The 21,941-nt window shown below is 38.0% G+C and carries 19 protein-coding genes; 17 read left to right on the top strand and 2 right to left on the bottom strand.

Annotated features, from left to right (window positions below):
• Positions 1 to 10 precede the first annotated feature (10 nt).
• Entirely contained in the window at positions 11 to 1,309 is a 1,299-nt protein-coding gene (locus tag ACSLUO_RS13985; RefSeq protein ID WP_448249371.1) for an adenylosuccinate synthase, read from the top strand.
• Positions 1,310 to 1,388: 79 nt separating this feature from the next.
• On the opposite strand, the gene metJ is transcribed toward ACSLUO_RS13985, so the two are convergent.
• Positions 1,389 to 1,718, bottom strand: coding sequence for a met regulon transcriptional regulator MetJ (gene metJ, locus ACSLUO_RS13990; RefSeq protein WP_448249372.1), 330 nt, complete (start codon positions 1,716 to 1,718; stop codon positions 1,389 to 1,391).
• Positions 1,719 to 2,173: 455 nt separating this feature from the next.
• Between metJ and ACSLUO_RS13995 the strand changes: the two genes are divergently transcribed.
• The 10 genes from ACSLUO_RS13995 to ACSLUO_RS14040 all read left to right on the top strand — a co-directional run bounded on the left by ACSLUO_RS13995 (position 2,174) and on the right by ACSLUO_RS14040 (position 16,075).
• On the top strand, positions 2,174 to 3,826 hold the full coding sequence (locus tag ACSLUO_RS13995) for a right-handed parallel beta-helix repeat-containing protein (RefSeq protein WP_448249374.1): 1,653 nt from the start codon (positions 2,174 to 2,176) through the stop codon (positions 3,824 to 3,826).
• 243 nt (positions 3,827 to 4,069) lie between these two features.
• Positions 4,070 to 5,227 (top strand): cystathionine gamma-synthase, encoded by a 1,158-nt coding sequence (metB, locus tag ACSLUO_RS14000; RefSeq protein WP_448249375.1) that lies wholly within the window; start codon positions 4,070 to 4,072, stop codon positions 5,225 to 5,227.
• Between the two features lie 224 nt (positions 5,228 to 5,451).
• Complete coding sequence (locus tag ACSLUO_RS14005) at positions 5,452 to 6,966, top strand: hypothetical protein (RefSeq protein WP_448249376.1); 1,515 nt, start codon at positions 5,452 to 5,454, stop codon at positions 6,964 to 6,966.
• A 437-nt stretch (positions 6,967 to 7,403) separates the two neighbouring features.
• Positions 7,404 to 8,456 carry an N-acetyl-gamma-glutamyl-phosphate reductase gene (gene argC, locus ACSLUO_RS14010; RefSeq protein ID WP_448249377.1) on the top strand — a complete coding sequence of 351 codons (1,053 nt, stop codon included), beginning with the start codon at positions 7,404 to 7,406 and terminating at the stop codon, positions 8,454 to 8,456.
• A 5-nt stretch (positions 8,457 to 8,461) separates the two neighbouring features.
• A complete protein-coding gene (gene argB, locus ACSLUO_RS14015) occupies positions 8,462 to 9,232 on the top strand; it encodes an acetylglutamate kinase (protein ID WP_448249378.1) in 771 nt (256 codons plus the stop codon).
• A 49-nt stretch (positions 9,233 to 9,281) separates the two neighbouring features.
• A complete protein-coding gene (locus ACSLUO_RS14020; protein WP_448249379.1) occupies positions 9,282 to 10,217 on the top strand; it encodes an ornithine carbamoyltransferase in 936 nt (311 codons plus the stop codon).
• Positions 10,218 to 10,420: 203 nt separating this feature from the next.
• Positions 10,421 to 11,698, top strand: a complete 1,278-nt coding sequence (locus ACSLUO_RS14025; protein ID WP_448249380.1) for an argininosuccinate synthase — start codon at positions 10,421 to 10,423, stop codon at positions 11,696 to 11,698.
• 2 nt (positions 11,699 to 11,700) lie between these two features.
• The gene (argH, locus tag ACSLUO_RS14030; RefSeq protein WP_448249381.1) at positions 11,701 to 13,629 is read left to right on the top strand and encodes an argininosuccinate lyase; all 1,929 of its coding nucleotides are present in this window, start codon (positions 11,701 to 11,703) and stop codon (positions 13,627 to 13,629) included.
• 179 nt (positions 13,630 to 13,808) lie between these two features.
• Complete coding sequence (gene argA / locus ACSLUO_RS14035) at positions 13,809 to 15,119, top strand: amino-acid N-acetyltransferase (protein ID WP_448249383.1); 1,311 nt, start codon at positions 13,809 to 13,811, stop codon at positions 15,117 to 15,119.
• A gap of 110 nt (positions 15,120 to 15,229) precedes the next feature.
• The gene (locus ACSLUO_RS14040; protein ID WP_448249384.1) at positions 15,230 to 16,075 is read left to right on the top strand and encodes a substrate-binding periplasmic protein; all 846 of its coding nucleotides are present in this window, start codon (positions 15,230 to 15,232) and stop codon (positions 16,073 to 16,075) included.
• Between the two features lie 80 nt (positions 16,076 to 16,155).
• Here ACSLUO_RS14040 and ACSLUO_RS14045 read toward each other — a convergent pair whose 3' ends face one another.
• A complete protein-coding gene (locus ACSLUO_RS14045; RefSeq protein ID WP_448249385.1) occupies positions 16,156 to 16,965 on the bottom strand; it encodes a DUF6174 domain-containing protein in 810 nt (269 codons plus the stop codon).
• A gap of 193 nt (positions 16,966 to 17,158) precedes the next feature.
• On the opposite strand from ACSLUO_RS14045, the gene ACSLUO_RS14050 reads away from it, so the two are divergent.
• The 6 genes from ACSLUO_RS14050 to ACSLUO_RS14075 all read left to right on the top strand — a co-directional run bounded on the left by ACSLUO_RS14050 (position 17,159) and on the right by ACSLUO_RS14075 (position 21,934).
• Entirely contained in the window at positions 17,159 to 18,043 is an 885-nt protein-coding gene (locus tag ACSLUO_RS14050) for a MipA/OmpV family protein (RefSeq protein WP_448249386.1), read from the top strand.
• A complete protein-coding gene (locus ACSLUO_RS14055) occupies positions 18,033 to 18,479 on the top strand; it encodes a DUF3019 domain-containing protein (protein ID WP_448249387.1) in 447 nt (148 codons plus the stop codon). Before ACSLUO_RS14050 ends, ACSLUO_RS14055 begins: the two co-directional genes overlap by 11 nt.
• Positions 18,479 to 19,174, top strand: a complete 696-nt coding sequence (locus ACSLUO_RS14060; protein ID WP_448249388.1) for a response regulator — start codon at positions 18,479 to 18,481, stop codon at positions 19,172 to 19,174. The genes ACSLUO_RS14055 and ACSLUO_RS14060 overlap by 1 nt, the downstream gene beginning before the upstream one ends.
• The gene (locus tag ACSLUO_RS14065) at positions 19,174 to 20,442 is read left to right on the top strand and encodes an ATP-binding protein (RefSeq protein WP_448249389.1); all 1,269 of its coding nucleotides are present in this window, start codon (positions 19,174 to 19,176) and stop codon (positions 20,440 to 20,442) included. The genes ACSLUO_RS14060 and ACSLUO_RS14065 overlap by 1 nt, the downstream gene beginning before the upstream one ends.
• 38 nt (positions 20,443 to 20,480) lie before the next feature.
• The gene (locus ACSLUO_RS14070) at positions 20,481 to 21,293 is read left to right on the top strand and encodes a helix-turn-helix domain-containing protein (RefSeq protein WP_448249390.1); all 813 of its coding nucleotides are present in this window, start codon (positions 20,481 to 20,483) and stop codon (positions 21,291 to 21,293) included.
• An 83-nt stretch (positions 21,294 to 21,376) separates the two neighbouring features.
• Positions 21,377 to 21,934, top strand: coding sequence for a YbhB/YbcL family Raf kinase inhibitor-like protein (locus tag ACSLUO_RS14075; RefSeq protein WP_448249391.1), 558 nt, complete (start codon positions 21,377 to 21,379; stop codon positions 21,932 to 21,934).
• Positions 21,935 to 21,941: the final 7 nt, after the last annotated feature.

Here is a 21,941-nt window from a genome sequence, read left to right on the forward strand (position 1 = left end):
ACATGTGAACATGGGAAAAAACGTTGTAGTTCTTGGCACCCAATGGGGTGACGAAGGTAAAGGTAAAGTCGTTGACTTACTAACTGATAAAGCAAAATACGTGGTGCGTTATCAAGGTGGTCATAATGCTGGCCATACTCTAGTTATCAATGGTGAGAAAACCGTTCTTCATTTAATTCCATCGGGTGTTTTACGCGATAACGTAAAATGTTTAATCGGTAACGGTGTTGTTCTTTGTCCAAAAGCCTTAATGGCTGAAATGACTATGTTAGAAGAGCGTGGCGTTCCTGTTCGCGAACGTTTATTAATTTCTGACGCATGCCCATTAATTCTTCCTTATCATAATGCCTTAGATGCTGCGCGTGAAATTGCTCGTGGTAGTAAAGCTATTGGTACTACTGGTCGTGGTATTGGTCCAGCATACGAAGATAAAGTTGCTCGTCGCGGTTTACGTGTTGGTGATTTATTCTGTGCCGAATCTTTTGCGGCTAAGTTAAAAGAAATTATGGAATACCATAACTTTGTTTTAACAACCTACTACAAAGTTAAGCCTGTTTCTTATGAAGAAGTACTTGCTGATGCATTAGCGGTTGCTGATGTGATCAAAGGCATGGTTGCTGATATTGCTGAATTGCTTGATCAAGCACGTAAAAACGGTGAGTCAATCATGTTTGAAGGTGCTCAAGGTACCTTACTTGATATCGACCACGGTACTTACCCTTACGTAACGTCTTCAAATACTACCGTAGGTGGTGTTGCAACAGGTTGTGGTTTTGGTCCTTTACACCTTGATTATGTGTTAGGTATTACCAAAGCATATACTACACGTGTTGGTTCAGGCCCGTTCCCAACGGAATTGAACGATGAAATCGGTAACCACTTAGGTACTGTTGGCCATGAATTTGGCGCTACTACTGGTCGTGAGCGTCGTTGTGGTTGGTTTGATGCGGTTGCTATGCACCGTGCAGTTCAAGTGAACAGCATCAGTGGCTTCTGCTTAACTAAGCTTGATGTTTTAGATGGCTTAAAAGAACTGAAAATCTGTACTGGTTACAAAACTGAATCAGGTGAGGTGATCACTGTACCACCAACAGCTGCTGAAGGTTATGAGAAAATTACACCTGTATATGAAACGGTTCCAGGTTGGTCAGAATCAACGGTTGGCGCTACTACATTAGAAGAATTACCTGCGAATGCTAAAGCTTATATCAAGCGCTTAGAAGAAGTTACCGGTGTACCAATTGATATTATTTCAACTGGTCCAGACCGTGTTGAAACAATGATTTTAGTTAATCCATTTGACGAATAATTATTGTTCTGATTAAACAAAAGCCAGCTTTCAAGCTGGCTTTTTTGTATCTTACACTTAATTACACCTTTAAGCGGATTTAGTCTTCATCATCTTCATAAACACTAAAGTCTGTTACACCTTGCTCTTCGAGTATTTTTCGCACGCTGGCTGGTAACTTTTCCGTATTATCTTTAGCAAGATCAATATCATCCGGCAGGGGTTGGCCGGTAAAAGCATGTAAAAATGCTTCACAAAGTAACTCGCTATTGGTTGCATGTCTTAAATTATTAATTTGGCGACGGGTACGTTCGTCGGTTAATACTTTTAACACACGTAACGGAATGGACACGGTGATCTTTTTAACTTGCTCACTTTTTTTTCCGTGTTCGGCGTAAGGGTTTATATACTCGCCATTCCATTCTGCCATGAATTACCTCTAAATATTTTTGTTATAGGCTAAATTGTACTGACTCCTTGGTAACAGTCAACTATGAATGTGTAGAAGTTTAGATGTCTAGATATTTATTTATGCTTTTAACTCAATAAAGCATCTATTTGTTCGGTTATCTCCGGTTTCGTGGGCTTTTGTGAAAACTATACTCATCAAAATAAGCAACGCTTTGCTAATTTTCCTGCTTAGTCATTTTAAATCAAATTTAAGCTTCCGCATGTTTTTTGTACTATTTTTTATAAAATATAAGGTAAAAAAATCATAAGGTTAGTACTTCTACTTAAAATAAAATAGCCATAATCATAAATTTTGGTAATTCTGTAAGGTTGTCATGCCAATTTTGTTGGTGTATGTTTTTACTGCTCAAGGATAATAATTAATGAACAAGGAAGTCATCAAAATAAAATAATTAACAATAAATAGGGGTATTTATGAAAATTAAATTTAATAAGAAAGAGTTCACTATTTCACGGCTAGTTGCGGCGTGTTTAATACCAGTAAGTAGTTTTGCTTTTGCTGATAGCATCAACGTTTATAATGCAAACGATTTACAAAATGCATTAAAATCTGCTAGCCCTGGGGATGAAATTATTATTAATCCAGGTAGTTATATAGGGAATAAAGGCTCTAGCGGTAGCTCAAAAGCCCACTTTTTTAGCAATAAAAGTGGTACATCAAATGACCCTATTATTTTAAGAAGCAAGTGGAAGGGAAATAAACAAGTCCTTAAAGGTGAATCCGTTGATTCAGCCTATATCTTATATTTAACCGGTGATCATTGGCTTATTAAGGATTTAAAATTTACCACAGCACAAAAAGGTATCATGCTTGAAGGTGCCAATAACAATACCTTAGACAATATTGAAGTCTCTAATATAGGTGCTGAAGCGGTACATTTTAGATATTCTAGTTCAAACAATATCCTTTCAAATTGCTATATTCACAATACCGGTAAGCGCACGGGGCAAGAAGGTTTTGGTGAAGGGGTTTATGTTGGTACGCATGACGGTCATACTTCTGAAAAATTAGATCCTAGTAACAATAACCGTATTGGTGGCTGTGCAATAGGGCCAAATATTACTGCTGAAGCTTTTGATATTAAATCCGGTACTACAGGTACCGTAATTGAATCAAACTATATCAATGGTCAGGGGATTATTGGTGCTTCTGGCAATCCAGCGGCGGATAGCTTTATTGATGTAAAAGGCACTGACGTAATTATACGCAATAATATCTTCGATTATAAAAACGATAATAATTTCGACCATGGTATTTTCACGTACCAAGAGCACAGAAATTCTAATATTTATGATAACAAGTTTACTTTAGCCACGAGTATGCCGACCTTTAAGTTGCTAGAAGAAACGGTACATGCGAAAAATAATGAACGTTTAGATGGTGGTACAAAGCTTGTTCAAGCTGACTATCAGTTAAACAAAATTGACGATCAGCTTGATTTAAGTATTGAAAAACCAGCGCAAACCTATGCTTGTTTTGATGAATTAGCTAATGGTTGCGGTTCTGCGCCAAGTACAATACCAGATCCAGAGCCAACACCTGATCCGGAAACACCCGTTGGTCCAGATGGCTATACTTATGCAGCAAATGAGGGGGCTACGGTAAATGTTTCTGGTGAAATGGATATTGCTTATGGGGCAAATGGCTTATTCAACTATTTATATAATCAAACTAGTCATGTAGTTTGTAATAACAATACTTTTGGCGACCCAATTTCAGGCACGGCTAAAAAATGTTATACCAAAGCCTCAGAAGTGACCACACCGCCTTCAAATGATAGCTGTTCAGGGACTAAGGCCATTACTTGGAATACCAAAACTGAAATTAATATTGCCAGTACTAATTGTATTAGTTTTGATCGTGACTTAGGTAATGAAACGTTACAAGCTTGGGATAGTGATACTAACAGCTCTTGTAACTTTAGAGGTGAAATCGCTTCAACAGATAACCCTTCTATTGCTGAAACCATTACAGCCAATTACCAAGCGGTATCTAATTTATCAGGCACAACATTTAAGTTAACACCAAATAATAACTGTCAGTATATTAAAATAAGAGCTTATTAACCTTTTACTAAAACCTTATCAAAAGCGCGCAAATTATTTAGCGCGTTTTTTATTGGTAAATTATATCGGTCCAGATCGTTATTTATCAGCTTAAGTGATTGCGTATCAATAAGGTTAGTGAGCAAACTGAACTGAGATTTGCCTTGACGATAAATGCATAAAGACTTAGAGTTATAGACGTCCAAACATCTAAAAAGTTAAGTCTGATTTTAGACTCAACCAAAGTCCAGTCAAGGGTACACAATGTCTAATGTTAAAATAGCAACTAAAGCAGTTATCGCGGGTATTAATACAGATTCACAACATGGTGCTGTTGTTGGTCCAATACATTTATCAAGTACCTATGCGTTAAAAGGCTTTAATGAAAAAGGTCAATTTGACTATTCTAGAACAGGTAATCCTACCCGCTCAACGTTTGGCCAGGCTATTGCTGATTTAGAAGGTGGTGCTGTTGGTGTCGTTACTGGTACAGGTATGTCAGCGGTTCACTTAACTTGCCAGGTGTTGTCAGTGGGTGACAGTGTTGTTATTCCTCATGATTGTTACGGTGGCAGTTATCGCTTATTTACCCATTTAGCTAAACGTGGTCAATTTAACGTTATTGTGGTTGATCAAAATGATGAAGTTGCTTTAGCTGAAGCATTAGCGCAAAAGCCAAAACTCGTTTTAGTTGAGTCGCCAAGTAATCCATTGTTACGTATTGTTGATATTGAAAAAATTGCCAAGGCAAGTCATGCGGTAGGTGCTTTGGTTGCGGTTGATAATACCTTTCTATCGCCGGTATTGCAGCAGCCCTTAGCCTTAGGTGCTGATATTGTTTTCCATTCAACTACTAAATATATCAATGGCCATAGTGATGTTGTTGGTGGTGTGTTAGTGACGAAAGAACAAAAGTTAGGTGAAGAGTTAGCTTGGTGGGCAAATTGTATCGGCATTACGGGCTCAGCCTTTGATAGCTTTCTTGCTTTACGCGGTTTAAAAACTTTACCTGTCCGTATGAAACAACATCAAATTAACGCCAATGCCGTTGCAGAGTTTTTATCCTCGCATCCAGCTATTGAAAAAGTTTATTATCCTGGCTTACCTTCACATCCTGGCCATGAATTAGCGAAACGTCAGCAAGCAGACTTTGGTGCTATGATGAGCTTTGAAGTTAAAGGTGGTGTCGAAGCGGTAAAAGTATTATTTGATAACTTAGCTTTATTTACTTTAGCACAGTCGTTAGGTGGGGTTGAATGTTTGATCAGTCACCCATCAACAATGACTCATGCTGGTATGGAAATAGCGGCGCAATTAGAAGCCGGTATAACACAGTCATTAGTACGTATTTCTGTGGGTATTGAAGATGCCGACGATATTATTGCTGATTTAAATAATGGTTTAAACGCGAGTCAAAAATAGCGTTAAGCCCACTAAATTATTCTTGTGAATATAAGCCCATCTTTTTAGATGGGCTTTTTATTGTGATAGAAAAAATAGAGGGTATTCCGTCGGTGGTTAATATGGATGTTATCATTTTGTTAATGGTACAGGTATTTGTTGATTAATTGTGTGTTAGTGATTAGTCTTAAACTATATTTAGTATTCGTTTTTCATAAAAATCCTTTTTTATCAAGAGTTTGTTTTTGAAAAATAATTCATGGATGCATTATATTTCGGCGATGGCAAAAAAAAACTTACACGACTCTCATTTTACTTGCGATGTTAGAAATCTCGTTAATCGCTTGAATGATCGCACTAGTCAAAAAGACTCTGTGCTTGATCGTGCGGTTGAGTTTTTTGCTAGCTCTGCAGAAATACAAAATGAGCTGAATAGTTTTAAACAGCAACTCACGGCATTGAACGCGGAATTATCAGCAGCATCATCAGCTAAAAAGAAGTCGCTACAAGCTGAAATAGATAAAATAACCGGTAATCAAGCTACCTTTAAGCAGAAATTGGATATTGAAGGGCTAGATCGTCATCATCATTTACGTGAAGTGTGTTATCAGTTACTGGCGTTATGTGAAGGCGAAACTTTTGATGATACGTTAAGAAAATCAGCACAGTTACTTGGTACGATTCAATTGATCAGCCCTACCGAGGGCAAAGACATTGCCAGTATTAATGAACGGCATAAGCCTATCTATAAAGCGGTGTTATGTTTACGTTTGTTAGACGAACTCATTATTAGTAACCAATTAGACGATCCTTATATTACGAAATACCTTGCTGATGTGCCTAATAATAGGTATCAGCACTTTAATCAGTTAAATAGTGAAGCGTACCAAACGTTTGTTGAGCAAGTTAAATTGCCTATTGTTATGGCAGCATTGGTGCAAGATATTGGTAATTTTCATCCGGAAGCTCAGGCTATTTTAGTTGGAGAACATGGTAAAGATGATCCTTACCGGACTTTAGAACTGGAAGATCGTAAAGCGCTATTGCAAATTAGTTTTCGTGAAATGCATAGCTATATTTCTGAAGGTTTAGGAAGTTTAGTTTATGTTGGTAATTCGCGTGCTGAAAAAAATCTCTTTGTTGTACGGGAAAAAGAAAAACATCAATTTGTTAAACGTTTATTAAAAAGTGCTATTTCGCCTAAAAAGGGCATTGGCAACATTTTAAAAGTTCCACAAATATATACTTCGATAATTTTATCAACCAAAGCTAACTATAACTATAAAGTTCTACCAAAGGTTTACCATGTGCTGAATTTAAATGCTGAGCGAGGTGCTTGTGCGCAATCAGTGGTTGACGCTCTTTATAAAATTACCGGTATGTTCCCACAAGGTTATGGCATTACTTATATTCCGAAAGCACTTGATAATAGTTATATGGACTTTTATGAATATGCAGTGGTGAGTCAGTTTTACCCTAGTCACCCAGAAGAGCCAATATGTCGGCAAGCTACTAAAAAGTTATCATTCATAAGCTTTGGTCAAGATATACACGTGATTAAAGAAAGTAACTTATATTTTGTTGAAACCGCGAAACGTTTTTCTAGAGTAAGTAAAAAACGCTTATTAGAGATACTAGAGCAGCTAGTATCTAATTTTGAGGAGCGTAAAGAACTTGATATTTTACCTCGCTGCTGGCTACCGAATGATTACTTCTCGGTAAAAAATCATCAAAAGCTATGGAATCGGGCGGTTGAATAGTTTTTGCTATCAAACATTGTATTTCTATTTTATCTCTCAGCTGAATTATTAAACAAAGATAGGCAGACCCTAAATTTATTTGATTTTTATTGTGCAAATAATTATTTAATAAAAAATCTAAGAATAAGATATTTATTCTTTTTTATTGCATAACTAGTCACTTTTTGCTAAATTTCATTCCCTTAATGGATCATAGGGTAAAAGGCGCGCATTTAATGCTAAAAATGTTTCGACGATAATAGTTTGATATGTTGTAATACGCTTTTTAAATTTCACTGCCTATGATGTCTGACAGTGGTTTAGGTACAGTGTTTTACTTGTTTAATAAACTTAAATTAAACAAAATGGTAAGCTAATAGATTAGCTACATATGAAATAAAACGTTGAATTAACAATTGAATAAAATTGCATTTTGAGGCTTCCTTGTGGTTAAAAGTATGAATGTTGCGGTAATTGGTGCTAGCGGTTATGTTGGCGCAGAGTTAATTAATTTATTAACTAACCACAATAAAATTTCGATAGCACACCTTCTCGTATCAGAAAATAGCTCGTCGGAGGGCTTATTGTTTTCTGACTTACATGCCAAATATCAAGGTGTTTGTGATTTACCGTTGCAAGCATTTTCACCTGCTTGGTTTGATCAACATATCAAAAATGCGGCAACACCAATTGATGCTGTATTTTTTGCAACGCCACATGAATATAGCGCTGAATGGGCGAATATTTTCTTAGAAGTGGGCGTGAAAGTGTTTGATCTTTCTGGGGGCTTCCGTTTAAAAGATGCGGCAGATTACCCAACTTATTATGGTTTTGAACATCATAACCTTAGTGCTTTAGAACAAGCCAAGTATGGTTTAGCGGAATGGTTAGATGAATCATTTGCCGATTCAAATATTGTTGCTGTTCCTGGTTGTTATCCAACGGCCAGTTTATTAGGTTTAAAGCCGATCACAGCTAACAACCTTCATGTAGAAAATTCGTTAATTGTTGTTAATGGTATTAGCGGTGTTTCAGGTGCTGGCCGGAAAGCGTCATTAGGTACCAGTTTTAATGAAGTAAGCTTAACACCTTACAACATTTTACAGCACAGACACCAACCTGAAATTAGCCAAGAAGCCAATGCTCAGGTGATTTTTAATCCGCATTTAGCACCATATAAACGTGGTTTACTATCAACGGTAACCTTGCAATTAAAAGACGATGTTACTGAAGCGCAAGTTAACCAAGCATTTCACAATGCTTATGACGATAAGCCTTTAGTGCGTATTGCTGCTACGTGGCCAAAAATTGACAATGTTGCTTACACCCCATTTGCTGATATTCATTGGAAATATGACGCAGAAAAGCAAGTGGTTGTTGTTAGTACGGCAATTGATAACTTACTTAAAGGTGCCGCGTCACAAGCGGTACAATGTGCAAATTTAGTAATGGGCTTACCAAGTGAATATGGCTTGTTAGCTAACACTATGACAACTGGCCAAGGTAATTAATTATCATGAAACCTTTAGTGATCAAAATTGGCGGTGCCATTCTTGAAAAAGCATCAGCGCTAAAAGCTTTGTTGGTGGAAATTGCGAAATTAGAAAACCAACAGGTTGTGTTAGTGCATGGCGGTGGTAGCTCGGTTGATGCGCAATTATCACAAGCTGGTTTTACTACTGAGAAAAAAGACGGTAAACGTATCACACCAGCAGAGCAAATGCCGATTATTGCTGGCACGTTAGCTGGCTTTGTTAATAAAACGATTGTTGGTCAAGCAAATGAACTCAAGCTTGCTGCTGTTGGTTTATCACTCGGTGATGGCAACATGGTGAGTTGTACTTTAGCGGATCCCGCTTTAGGTAATGTTGGCGATCCTGCGCCAAAAGAAAGTGCTTTATTAACGACTTTATTATCGAACGGCTTTTTTCCGGTTGTTTCATCAATTGGGGCGTTAGACAATGGTGAATTAGTCAATGTAAATGCCGATGATGCAGCTGTTGCCATTTGTCAGTTATTAGAAGCAGAATTATTGTTATTAACCGATGTGCCTGGTGTTAAAGGGGCAGATGGTGAATGGTTAGTAGAATTGGGTAGTCAACAAGCTGCCGAGTTAATTGAACAAGGTGTTATTGCTGGTGGTATGACAGCAAAAGTAAATGCAGCGTTATTAGCTGCGAATCAGTTACGACGAAGCATCGCGGTTGCCAGCTGGCAGTCACCTGAGCTGATCGTTAATTTGCTTAAGGGTGACAATATCGGCACCCGCATTTTAGCTGATTCATAAATTCACTTATTTCGTCAAACCGCGAATAAAGCAAAAGAAAGGATTTACCATGTCGTTATCAAACGTAGCTTTAGAAAATTTTCTTGCTGATGATCAACTCAACAAAGAGCAAACGTTGGGCTTAATTGCATTAGCAAAAGATATTAAAAACAACCCTGCTAATTATGCACAAGCATTAGCAGGTAAATCGGTTGCCATGATTTTTGAAAAACCGTCATTACGTACTCATGTAAGTTTTGATATGGGGATTAATAAATTAGGTGGTCATGCCCTTTATTTAGGACAGCAAAATGGCAAGTTGGGTGAGCGTGAACGCATTAGTGATTATGCTCATAACTTATCATGTTATGCCGATGCAATTGTTGCACGGGTATTTAGCAACGCTGCTATTGAAGGTTTAGCTGAGCATGCCAGTGTGCCAGTAGTAAATGCCTTATGTGATTTATATCACCCATGCCAAGCATTAGCTGACTTTGTGACTTTATCTGAAATTTATGATGATCTTAGCAAAGTAAAATTAGCTTATGTTGGTGATGGTAATAATGTTTCTAATTCATTAATGTTAATGGCGGCAACCGTAGGTACTGATTTTACCTTGATTTGCCCTGAAGGCTGTGGCCCGTCAGATGCCATGTTAAGTAAAGTTCATGCCTTGGTTGAGCAATCAGGCGCGCAGTTTACTTACAGTAATAACATTGATGATCTTGGTCAACAAGATGCGATATATACCGATACTTGGGTATCTATGGGTGATGAAGACCCAAGTAAAAAGGCGGCAATATTAGAAAAATTTGCCCCGTATCAGGTTAACCATCAATTAATGGAAAAAGCGGGGGCGAATGTTGTTATGCATTGTCAGCCGGCGCATTTAGGTGAAGAGATCACCACGGAACTTTTTGACAGTGAAATGTCAGTAGTGTTCCAAGAAGCGGAAAACAGAATGTGGGCACAAAACGCTGTTTTAGTGTCACTTTTAGGTAAGTAAATATTTAGTTTAGTGATTTTTTAAAACCTCACTAAACTATACAAATTAAATTTTAATATTAAACAGAATTGTTATCGCAGTAGTTGGTATTTAGGCAAAACCGTCAAACAACACATGAATAAGCTTATCTTGATAAGTGCTTTCATTTGTTAAAAGACAATAAAACCTAGATGTTGAGTACGAAGATGACGAAGGATAACAAAATGGCTTTAGCAGCAAAGAAAAAAATCAAAAAAGTAGTACTAGCGTACTCAGGTGGTTTAGACACATCAGCAATCATTCCATGGTTAAAAGAAAACTATGAAGGTTGTGAAGTTATCGCGTTTTGTGCCGATGTTGGCCAAGGCGAAGAAGAATTAGTGGGTATTCAAGAAAAAGCCATTGCTTCAGGTGCTACTGAATGTCATGTGGTTGACCTTAAAGAAGAATATGTAAAAGATTACATTTACCCAATTCTTAAAACGGGTGCAGTTTACGAAGGCCAATATTTATTAGGTACTTCTATGGCACGCCCAGTGATTGCCAAAGCACACGTTGAAGTTGCACTTAAAGTCGGTGCTGACGCGGTATGTCACGGTTGTACTGGTAAAGGTAACGACCAAGTACGTTTTGAGTCTTGTTTTGCTGCTTTAGCACCAGAGCTTACCGTAATTGCGCCATGGCGTGAGTGGGACATGGTTTCTCGCGAAGACTTATTAAACTACCTTGCTGAGCGTAATATTCCTTGTGCCGCATCATTAACTAAAATTTATAGCCGTGATGCTAACGCATGGCATATTTCACACGAAGGTGGAGAGTTAGAAGATCCGTGGTGTGAGCCGTCGAAAGAAGTATGGACTATGACAGTAGATCCAATGGACGCACCTGATGAAGCAGAGCGTGTGCAATTAAGCTTTGTTAAAGGTGAGTTAGTTTCTGTTGATGGTAACGATTTTAGCGACAGCAGCATGCCTGCTCATGATGCTTTAATGTACTTAAACGCTAAAGGTGCTGCGCATGGTGTTGGCCGTATTGATATCGTAGAAAACCGTTTAGTGGGTATGAAGTCTCGTGGTTGTTATGAAACTCCGGGCGGTACTATCTTAATGGCTGCTTACAAAGGTTTAGAAACCTTAATTTTAGATAAAGAGTCATTAAAATACCGTGAATCAATTGGTCTTGAATTCTCTCACGTTATTTATGACGGTCGTTGGTTCACACCACTTGCTAAAGCACAATTAGCAAGTGCAGCGTCATTCGCTGAGCAGTTAACTGGTGATGTTGTAGTTAAATTATATAAAGGTACTGCGCAAGTGACTCAACGTCGTTCGCCTAACTCTTTATACTCAGAAGAGTTTGCTACTTTCGGTGCTGATGATGTTTATGACCAAAAACATGCTGAAGGTTTTATCCGTTTATTCAGCTTATCTAGCCGTATTACTGCACTTTCTCAAAAGGGCAGCAAGTTAGACGCTTCTTCTTTAGAAAATAAGGATAGCTAAACATGGCATTATGGGGCGGCCGCTTTAAGGGCGAAGCAAGTGTTCAATTTAAAAAGTTTAATGACTCACTGCCAGTGGATTACCGCATGGCAGTGCAAGACATTGTTGGTTCAATTGCTTGGGCTGGTGCTATTCACAGTGTTGGTGTTATCAATGAAGACGAACACACACGTTTAGTTGCAGCACTTAACGAGTTAAAAGCATCAGTTGAAGCTGATCCGGAGCAAATTTTAACCTCAGATGCGGAAGATATTCACAGCTGGGTTGAAGGTAAATTAATTGAAGCAACCGGCGACCTAGGTAAGAAATTACATACTGGCCGTAGCCGTAATGACCAAGTAGCAACGGATTTAAAGTTATGGTGTAAAGAAACTGGCGGTGAATTATTACTCGCGTTAGTGAATTTACAACAAGCCATGATGGACTTAGCTGAGCGTGAAAAAGACACGGTATTACCAGGTTATACCCATTTACAACGTGCGCAGCCAGTAACCTTTGGTCACTGGTGTTTAGCGTATGTTGAAATGTTTAACCGTGATATTGGTCGTTTAAAAGATGCTTTATACCGTGCTGATACCTCGCCATTAGGCTCAGGTGCTTTAGCGGGTACAGCTTATCCAATTGACCGCGATTTATTAGCACAAAACTTAGGTTTCCGTTGTGCGACCTTAAATAGTTTAGATGCGGTATCTGATCGTGATCATGTTTTAGAGTTTTTATCATGTGCCAGCATTAGCATGATGCACATGTCGCGTTTTGCGGAAGATTTAATTTTCTACAACTCAGGTGAAGCGGGCTTTGTTGAAATGAGCGATTTAGTTAGCTCTGGTTCTTCATTAATGCCACAAAAGAAAAACCCTGATGCTTGTGAATTAATTCGTGGTAAAGCGGGCCGTGTTATGGGCTCGTTAACCGGCATGATGGTAACCATGAAAGCTTTACCATTAGCTTATAACAAAGATATGCAAGAAGACAAAGAAGGTTTGTTTGACGCATTAGACACTTGGTTAGAAGTAATGGAAATGGCGGTATTAGTAGCTGACGGTTTAAAAGTAAACCGTTCACGTACACTTGCTGCTGCACAACAAGGTTATTCAAACGCCACTGAATTAGCTGATTATTTAGTAGCGAAAGATATTCCGTTTCGTGAAGCTCACCACATTGTTGGTGAAGCGGTATTATCAGCGATTGACGCTGGCCATGCGTTAGAAGATTTTACCCTTGCGCAATTACAAGAATTTAGCGATAAAATTGAAAATGACGTTTATCAGTATTTATCAATTGAGTCGTGCTTAGATAAACGTGAAGCCTTAGGTGGTACTTCGCGCATTCAAGTACAAAAAGCCATTGATAATATGCAGTCAGGCGAGAATGATACCTTAAGCGCACAAGTTATTGGCGCACCAGGTAAAGTACAAATTCAACATGCGTTAAAGCAAGTTAAGCAACGTTTAAATGCTCAACGTGCCGCTGCGTTATCAGTACGTCGTGCGCGTATGTCTGATGTTGATAAAATTGCCGAGTTAGTCGCTTTCTGGGCGGAAAAAGGTGAAATTCTTACCCGCAGCCGTGACAATATTATTCACGACATTCAAAACTTTGTTGTTGCTGAACTTGACGGTGAAGTGGTGGCAAGTGCGTCACTTTATATTTATCAAACCGGCTTAGCTGAAATTCGCTCAATTGTGGTTGATGAAAATTTCCAAAACCAAGGCCAAGGCCAAGCGATGGTGCAATATTTATTAGAATTTGCCCTGTCAATTGAGTTACAGAAAGTGATTGTATTAACTTACATTCCTGACTACTTTAAGCAATTAGGTTTTAATTTAATTGATAAAAGTAGCCTAGCTGACAACATTATTGAAGATAGTGATCCGTCACGTAATCCAAATGATGAAGTGGCTATGGAATATATTGTTAACCGCGGCTAATTGTTTAGCCGCAACAGCATTAAGCTGTTGTAAGCGATAAAAGTTAACCAATAAAATGATGAAAAAACGAGTACCTTTATTGCTACTCGTTTTTTTTACCTGTAAATTCAAGTAATAGCGGTGCTTTCTAGAGCGCTTATTAGCCATAATTTATTAATGAACAATGTAGTGACAATAACATGGATTTAAACAATCAAAATACGGTGAAATGGTTTAGAAATGCCGCACCATACATTAACGCACATCGGGGCAAAACTTTTGTGCTGATGTTTGGTGGTGAGGCGGTTTTACATCCTAATTTTTCGAATATTATTCATGATATTGCTTTGCTACGTAGCTTAGGTGTTAAGTTAGTTTTAGTGCATGGTGCCCGTCCGCAAATTGAAGAACGCATGAAATACCGTGGTGTAGAGCAGGTGTTTGAAAATAACATCCGGATCACCGACGGTGAAACCTTAGCGGCGGTAAAAGATGCCACGGGTTCACTGCGTATTCATATTGAAGCCTTGTTAACTATGGGGCTGATAAATTCACCAATGCATGGTTCACAAATTCGGGTTAGTACCGGTAACTTTGTCGTGGCTAAGCCAATGGGTATTCATAATGGTGTTGATTACAAACACACCGGCTCAGTACGAAAAATTGATGTTTCCGGTATTAATACGCAGTTAGAGCATGAATCTATTGTTTTATTATCACCTGTGGGTTATTCAAAAACTGGCGAAGTATTTAATTTATCAACCGAAGATGTGGCAACCCAAACCGCCATTGCTTTACAAGCCGACAAGTTGATCACTTTTACCGCTCATGAAGGCTTGTTAGATAGTAACAATAAGTTGATCCGTAGTTGTGATTTAAACACCGTCAAAGGTTTATTAAACAGCCCACAACGACATGAACAGTATGTGGCACTTAGAGCTATTTTAAATAGTGTTCAGGGCGGCGTAGAGCGTTGTCATAGTTTGAATTACCAAAGTGATACCGCGTTATTACAAGAGCTATTCACTCGTGATGGTGCCGGCACCTTGGTTGCTAAAGATGTACAAGAGCAAATATCGACAGCGACCATTGATGATGTCACAGGTATTCTTGAGCTGATCGAACCTTTAGAAGAGCAAGGCACTTTAGTTAAGCGTTCACGTGAATTGTTAGAGATGGAAATAGGGCAATTTAAGGTCATTAAAAAAGAAGACATTATTATAGCCTGTGCAGCACTCTACCCTTACCCTGAGGCGAAAACGGGTGAAGTGGCGTGTGTTGTTATTCATCCTGATTATCGTGGTGGTCAACGAGGGGTGAGATTATTCGACGCAATCGAAAAAGAAGCGGTGCAACAAGGCTTAACCTCTATTTTTGTATTAACTACCGTTAGTGCGCATTGGTTTTTAGAGCAGGGCTTTCTTGAACAGCCAATCTATAAACTGCCTGAGGGTAAACAAAAAATGTATAACTATCAGCGTAAATCAAAAGTGTTTATTAAAGAAATATAAACTTGAAGATCACAAGCAAGGCTCATTGCCGTCAATGGGCTTTTTGTCTCTGCTGATATATACTTAAAATTACCTTGTCATTGATGAATTAATAGTGGAGTTTTTCGCTTATGCTGCGCATTATGCTTATTATCGTCACGTTAATTTTATTCAATGTGAAAGTGTCTTATGCGCATGATGTCACATATTGGGGGCTCGGGCCTAAACGAGATGATTACCATACCGAGCTTTTAAAATTAATCTTCGAGCATGTGCCAGATACCACCTATCAAATAAAGCTTTACCCAACTGAAATTCCACATCAGCGTGCTTTTCAATTTCTAGAGGCGGGTGAAGCGATTGATATTGTTATTGGTTATGCCACGAATGAAAGAATTGATAAATATCAAGCGATCCCAATTCCAATCATGAAAGGCTTAAATGGTTGGCGGGTTTCTATTATTCATCAAGATAATATTGATATGTTCAAAGAGGTAAAAACCTTAGCGCAATTGCGAAAATATACCCCAGGTTTATTTCATTCGTGGACCGACAATAAAATTTTTGCAGCGAATAACATTATTACGTTAAAGGGCTCTGATTTTAATGGTCTTTTTTATATGCTCGATAAAAAGCGCTTTGATTATTTTCCGTTATCTTTATTAGAGATAGAAAGGGAACTGGCAATTTATAACAAAGAGTATCAGTTAAATTTAATAGCTGAGCCTCACATTATTGTGAATTACCCTGTTTGCTTTTATTTTTATGTAAAAAAAGGCAATAACACCTTAAGTGACAATATTACTGCTGGCTTTGAAACCATTATTGCCAATGGTAAGTTTGACTTGTTATTTGATAAGTTTCACGGTGAAAAGGTTAATGGTTTTATGTCTGAAAATCGCCAAATTATCAAATTGGCTAATCCGTTATTACCTAAAAGTGTGCCTATCAATCGAGAAGAGTTGTGGTTGCATTAGTGGTAAACAAAGCCGTTAACAAGCAATAAATTGTTGCTTATCACTTGTTAACGGATAATTTGATGAAAGCGTTAATATACTTAATTACTAGAAATTACCTCAACGTTATTAATAACATAATTAATCGCATCACACTCTTCACTACCTGAATCAATAAAATAAATGCTTGGTACGCCTAACTGATTAAAACTAGGTAACTTCATTGGTTCGCTGGCGTTTAAGCCGGCTTGAAATGGTGTTAACTGCAATAACGTTGCTAATTCGTCATAGAGTTCATCAATGGTGAAATAATTGCTTAAATCGGTTAAAAACACCTCGTTATTGATATCATATGCTGAAACCACGTTATCATCACTTACCGTTACTTTAACTGAGGGTAAAACATCAAAGGTAGGGCAGTCGCTATAACTATAAGTAAACTCAAAACTGTATTCACTAGCACCTATGTCTTGCCATTTTGTCGATTGAGCAACTAGCTGCTCTAATAAATGGTATTTCCGATGATCAGGAATCACCTTGTATTCACATTGCTCATCAAATTGTGCATCAGGTAAATTCGCAAGCCGAGAAAAACCTAAGTTTTCGGCGCTTGCTAAATCACCATAATGAATGGTGTAAATGTTGATTGAGCCGGTGTCTGAGCCACAAGCTTCAGGATAAGCTAAACCATCGTGGCCTTTTTGTGAGCAATGAATTTCAATAGCTTCATTGATTAATGCCAAGCCATGACTTTTTACCGAAACTGCGCTACTGCTATCGCAAGCTAACGCTAAATCGTCGTGATAAACACGAACATGACTATAACGTTCATCAATTTTTATATCAGAATCACAAGCACTTAAGATGGCGGTTAAGCTTGCCAAACTCATAACTAGTCGTTTATTGTTCATTCTTATCACCTCATTTATCCTTAATATTTAATACACATTAATCTGATCTCAGGTTAAGTTACTTGATTAAGTTTAGTTGCTCGTTATTTGCTAATCTGTTGTTAAATGCTAATAAATGTAATCATATGTAATCGTTAATGAAGTTGCTTAGTGGCAATGGTAAATTAGAGAAAAGTTCCTATTGTTGTCTGACATGAAAAATTATTTATCTGTTTTTTTACTGCTATTTTGTTCACTTTTTTTAAGGCCAGCTCAAGCGCAATGCGCTGCTGACGATGAAAATTGTGTACCGGTTAATGAATGGCAGTTTTCATTGGCACTGGGAGCGGGGGTGATCTCCAATCCGTTACATGAAGGTAAAAATATCCCATTAGTGATTATTCCCTCGATCAGTTTTTATGGAGAACATTGGTTTTTCGACAAAAACACTTTGGGTTATAGTTTTTATCCTTCAGAAGAATTAACGGTTAGTGTCATCAGCCAACCGAATCGTGAAAATGCTTTTTTTAGTCGCTGGCACCCAAGTAATATTTTTGTTGATAGCTTTAGCCAAGGAGTTAGTGACTTTGTTCCTAATAAACCGTTAGAAGGGGAGTATGCGAATACGAAAGTTGCAGTTAATATTTCTGATGTTAGCAAGCGTAAATGGGCACTAGACGGTGGAATTCAGCTGAACTGGTTTGTAAATAACAATACCCAAGTGGAAGCGAAGCTGTTACATGATCTAAATAATGTTTATCAAGGTTTTAATGGCCAATTATTGCTAAGCCGTAATTTTTCACAGTATGAGCAATGGCATTTTAATACCACAATCGGCATAAACTGGTTAAGTGCTGAACAAGTCGATTATTATTATGGTATTGATTGGCAAGATAACTTACCGTCAACGGTTAACCACCAAGGTAAATCATCATTTAACCCTTATTTTAAATTAAAAGCGCGTTATCAGTTAAGCGCTAAATGGTCATTGGTTGGCAGCGTTTATCGGGAATTAATCGCCAGTAATCTTCGCCATAGCCCTTTGGTACAAGACAAAACAATTGATACCGTATTTATTGGAGCAAATTATGCGTTTTAATTTGCCGATGGTAAGCGCTGTTATGCTGATGGTGGCACAATATTTATCCAGTATGGCTTTTGCCACAGAGGGTGATGTTGAAATGACGATTAAACCCAAAGTTTGTCAAGTTAATCAGGCTGGCGATATCTGCGAAATGACCATAAACATTGCGTGGCAGGCTTTATTGCCACTGGATACTTGCCTATATCAACGGGCTAAAAATCAAAGCCCAAACCAAAGCCAAGCCCAAGACAAAAATAAAACATTATGTTGGCAAAATACCAAAGCTGCTGATACTAAGTTAGCTATTAAGTTAAGCGAAAATACCTTGTTTACCTTAGAACAACAGACACCAGACGTTAACCTTGTACTGGCGCAGCAATTAATCAGCGTGAATAGCACAGTGCCGAAAAACTATCGCCGCCGGTTACGTGCCGATTGGAGCTTATTTTAATGAAACATATTTTATTAGTAGAAGATGATTTACGACTAGCGGGATTAATCGAGCAGTTTTTGGTGAAAAATCAGTTTAAAGTTAGTGTCTTACATTCAGGTGAAAAAGCATGTGATTATATTGTGCAACATCAACCTGACTTAGTTTTGCTTGATGTGATGTTACCTAAAATGGATGGCTTTAGTATTTGCCGCGCGATCCGCGATAAATTTACTAACCCTATTTTATTTTTAACGGCGAAAGATAGCGACTTTGATCATGTTTTAGGGTTAGAAATTGGCGCTGATGACTATATTATTAAACCGGTTGAGCCGCATGTGTTATTAGCACGGATTAATATGGTATTTCGCCGAGTACAGCATCAGCAAATTGAACAAGTAGACGAGCTTCATATTGGGCAGTTAGATATTTTTAAAAAGTCACGTCAGGTCGCACTTAAAGGCGAAAAAATAGAATTAACTAGCCATGAATTTGAATTGTTATGGTTGTTAGCGAGTAAAGCGGGTGATATTCAAAGCCGTGATGTTATTCATCAAAAAATGTTGGGTCGTGAATATGACGGCTTTGATCGCAGTGTTGATGTACGGATATCGCGGCTACGGAAAAAACTCGGAGATAATACGGAATCACCTTATAAAATTATTACTGTTTGGGGGAAAGGTTATTTGTTTAGTGCTTCCGCTTGGGATGAATAATGTTACGTTTATTCATTAGTCTTTACCTCGCGATAGTCATTGGCATTTATACAATTAATTGGGGCTCAGAAGTGTTATGGCAAAATTTAGCTACGCCTGCCAATGAGCAACACCAACAGCTAAAGCAACTCATTAAAACCTTACCGAGTTTATTGCAGCAAAACCAAGCCAAAAAACAACATTTTGAGCAACAAAGTGGCTTGTCGTTAAATTACCTTGAATTTGACGATGTTGCTTGGTTGCCAGAGCAAAAATCGGCCTTAGTTAGTGGGGAAGTGGTGACCACCTACACGGGTAGGCAAACGCTGATGTTTTATATTAAAGGCGAACAGGAAAATAGCCTCTATCAACTTGGCCCTATCGCTGTCAAAACAGCAGAAAACAGCTTGCTAAAATACAGTATTTTAGTGGTTTCATATTTATTACTAGCGGCTTGCATTGCATTGTGGACACGGCCTATTTGGCGTGATTTATTACAATTAAAAAGCATTGCTAAAGAAATTGAAAAAGGCAACTTTCAACTTAACTACAAAGTTAATAAGCACTCACCTACCGCAGTAATTGTACAAACATTTCAACAATTAACTCAACACATTACACGTTTGTTATTAGAGCAAAAACATTTAATTAATGCGGTGTCACATGAGCTCAGAACACCTTTAGCGCGTTTACGTTTTTCGGCGGCAATGATGGATAATATTCAACCTGAACAGTTAGCTGAAATTACTACCGACATTAAAGAAATGGAAAAACTTGTTGATGAAATGTTAGATTATTCACGCATTGAAAATATTGATAAACCGCAAGAAAAATCCAATATTAACATTGGTGAATTATTAACTAATTTAGTAGAAAAACACCAAAGGTCGACAGAAAAAAAATTATTTTTATCAATTAGTAAAGAGCATGCACAACCCTTAGTGTTTTATGGTAATGGCCATTTAATTGAGCGTGCTTGTCAAAACCTGATCTGTAACGCTTTAAAATATGCAGAAAAAGAAGTGAACATCAGTGCCGAAATAATGAACCAACAGCTGAATATTAGCGTGAGTGATGATGGTCAAGGTATTGAGCCGGAAAATATAGAGAAAATTTTTCAGCCCTTTGTTAAGCTTGATAAAAGCCGAAATAAAACTACCGATGGTGTTGGCTTAGGCTTAGCTATTGTTCAGCGCATTATGTTAATGCATCAAGGGCATTGTACTTGCCAAGCGGTTAAGCCGAACGGAGTGAAATTTAGTTTGTTAATGCCGGTGATCTCGGTTTAATCCGTGCTCTTTTACTAAAAAACGCCAATGAGTCATACATGGATAAGTTGATCACAACACTCACGCAAGTAATAAACGAAAAAAACACCTTGCCATTTTCGGTTTATTCTTCATTTAAAGAACAGCAGTTATTAAATGTACCTATTGTTAAACCTTTGCTGATTGTGGTGCTAAAAGGCGATAAACAGCTAGGTCAAAATCATCAAATTTCCTGTCGCAGCGGCGACTTTATTTTTTTAGCCGATAGCCCAGCGCTTAATATGCGCAATATTCCAAATAAAGAAGCTTATCTAGCGCTGTTAATTGAGTTTGATTATCAAGACTATCAAGGGTTGCAAACCACGGTAGCTAATAAAAAACACTATTATATTGGTAAAACGTCAACGCAATTAGTGCAATGCTTACAACAGTTTGTTGAGTATAGTTGTTGGGCACCAGAGCAACTTTGCTCGTTAAGAAAACGAGAATTGTTAATGTTATTGAGCCACTTAGGCCATGGTGACATTTTAACCATGTTAGGCACGGCTAAATTAAGCCATCAACTACATGATATTTTTGTGCAACAAAGTAGTGAAGAGATAAATATTGATAAACTATGCTCTCAATTAGCAATGAGTGAATCTACTTTGCGTCGAAAATTGAAAGCAGAAGGCACCAGTGTGCAACAAATTAAAGATCAAGCCAGGTTAGGTTTAGGATTACACTTATGCCAGACCACCAGCTTAGCTATTGGCTTAATTGCTGAGCAATGTGGTTATCAGTCTCAATCAAAGTTTACCGAACGCTTTAAAAAGCGCTTTGGTGTAACACCGTCTGAATTGAGAAAAACCCAAATGGCGGATCAGGGCTAAAAGTTGGCAGTTTTAGAGGCAATACTTTGCAATAAAGCCGTTACAATAACCTTGAACTATTAACAATTAATAAGGACTGTTTTATGAAAACAATAATTAAATTATTTACCCTATTATCTTTGAGTTTGTCGGCCGCAGCTTTTGCTGGAGACTTTACTCTAAGTAGTAATGATATTGCTGATGGAAAATTTATGGCAAAAACACAGGAGTTTAATGGTTTTGGTTGTACTGGTGATGATGTATCACCGCACTTAATGTGGACAAATGCGCCAGCTGGAACAAAAAGTTTTGCCATTACAGTTTATGATCCTGACGCGCCAACAGGTAGTGGTTGGTGGCACTGGCAAATTGTGAATATACCAGCAAATATCACAGAAGTAGCGGCAAATACGGGTAGTACAAAAAAAACGTTAGCACCAAGTGGCAGCATGCAGATAAAAAATGATTATGGTAGCCGTGGTTTTGGTGGTGCTTGTCCACCAGTAGGGCATGGTATTCATCATTACCGTTTTACGGTACATGCTCTGTCGGTTGAAAAGCTGGAATTGCCCGAAGATGCCTCAGGCGCTTTAGCGGGATACATGATCAACGCTAATACTATGGCAACAGCGACAATAGAAGCGTTATATCAACGCAACTAACGTTGTA

This window comes from Thalassotalea agariperforans (assembly GCF_053470345.1).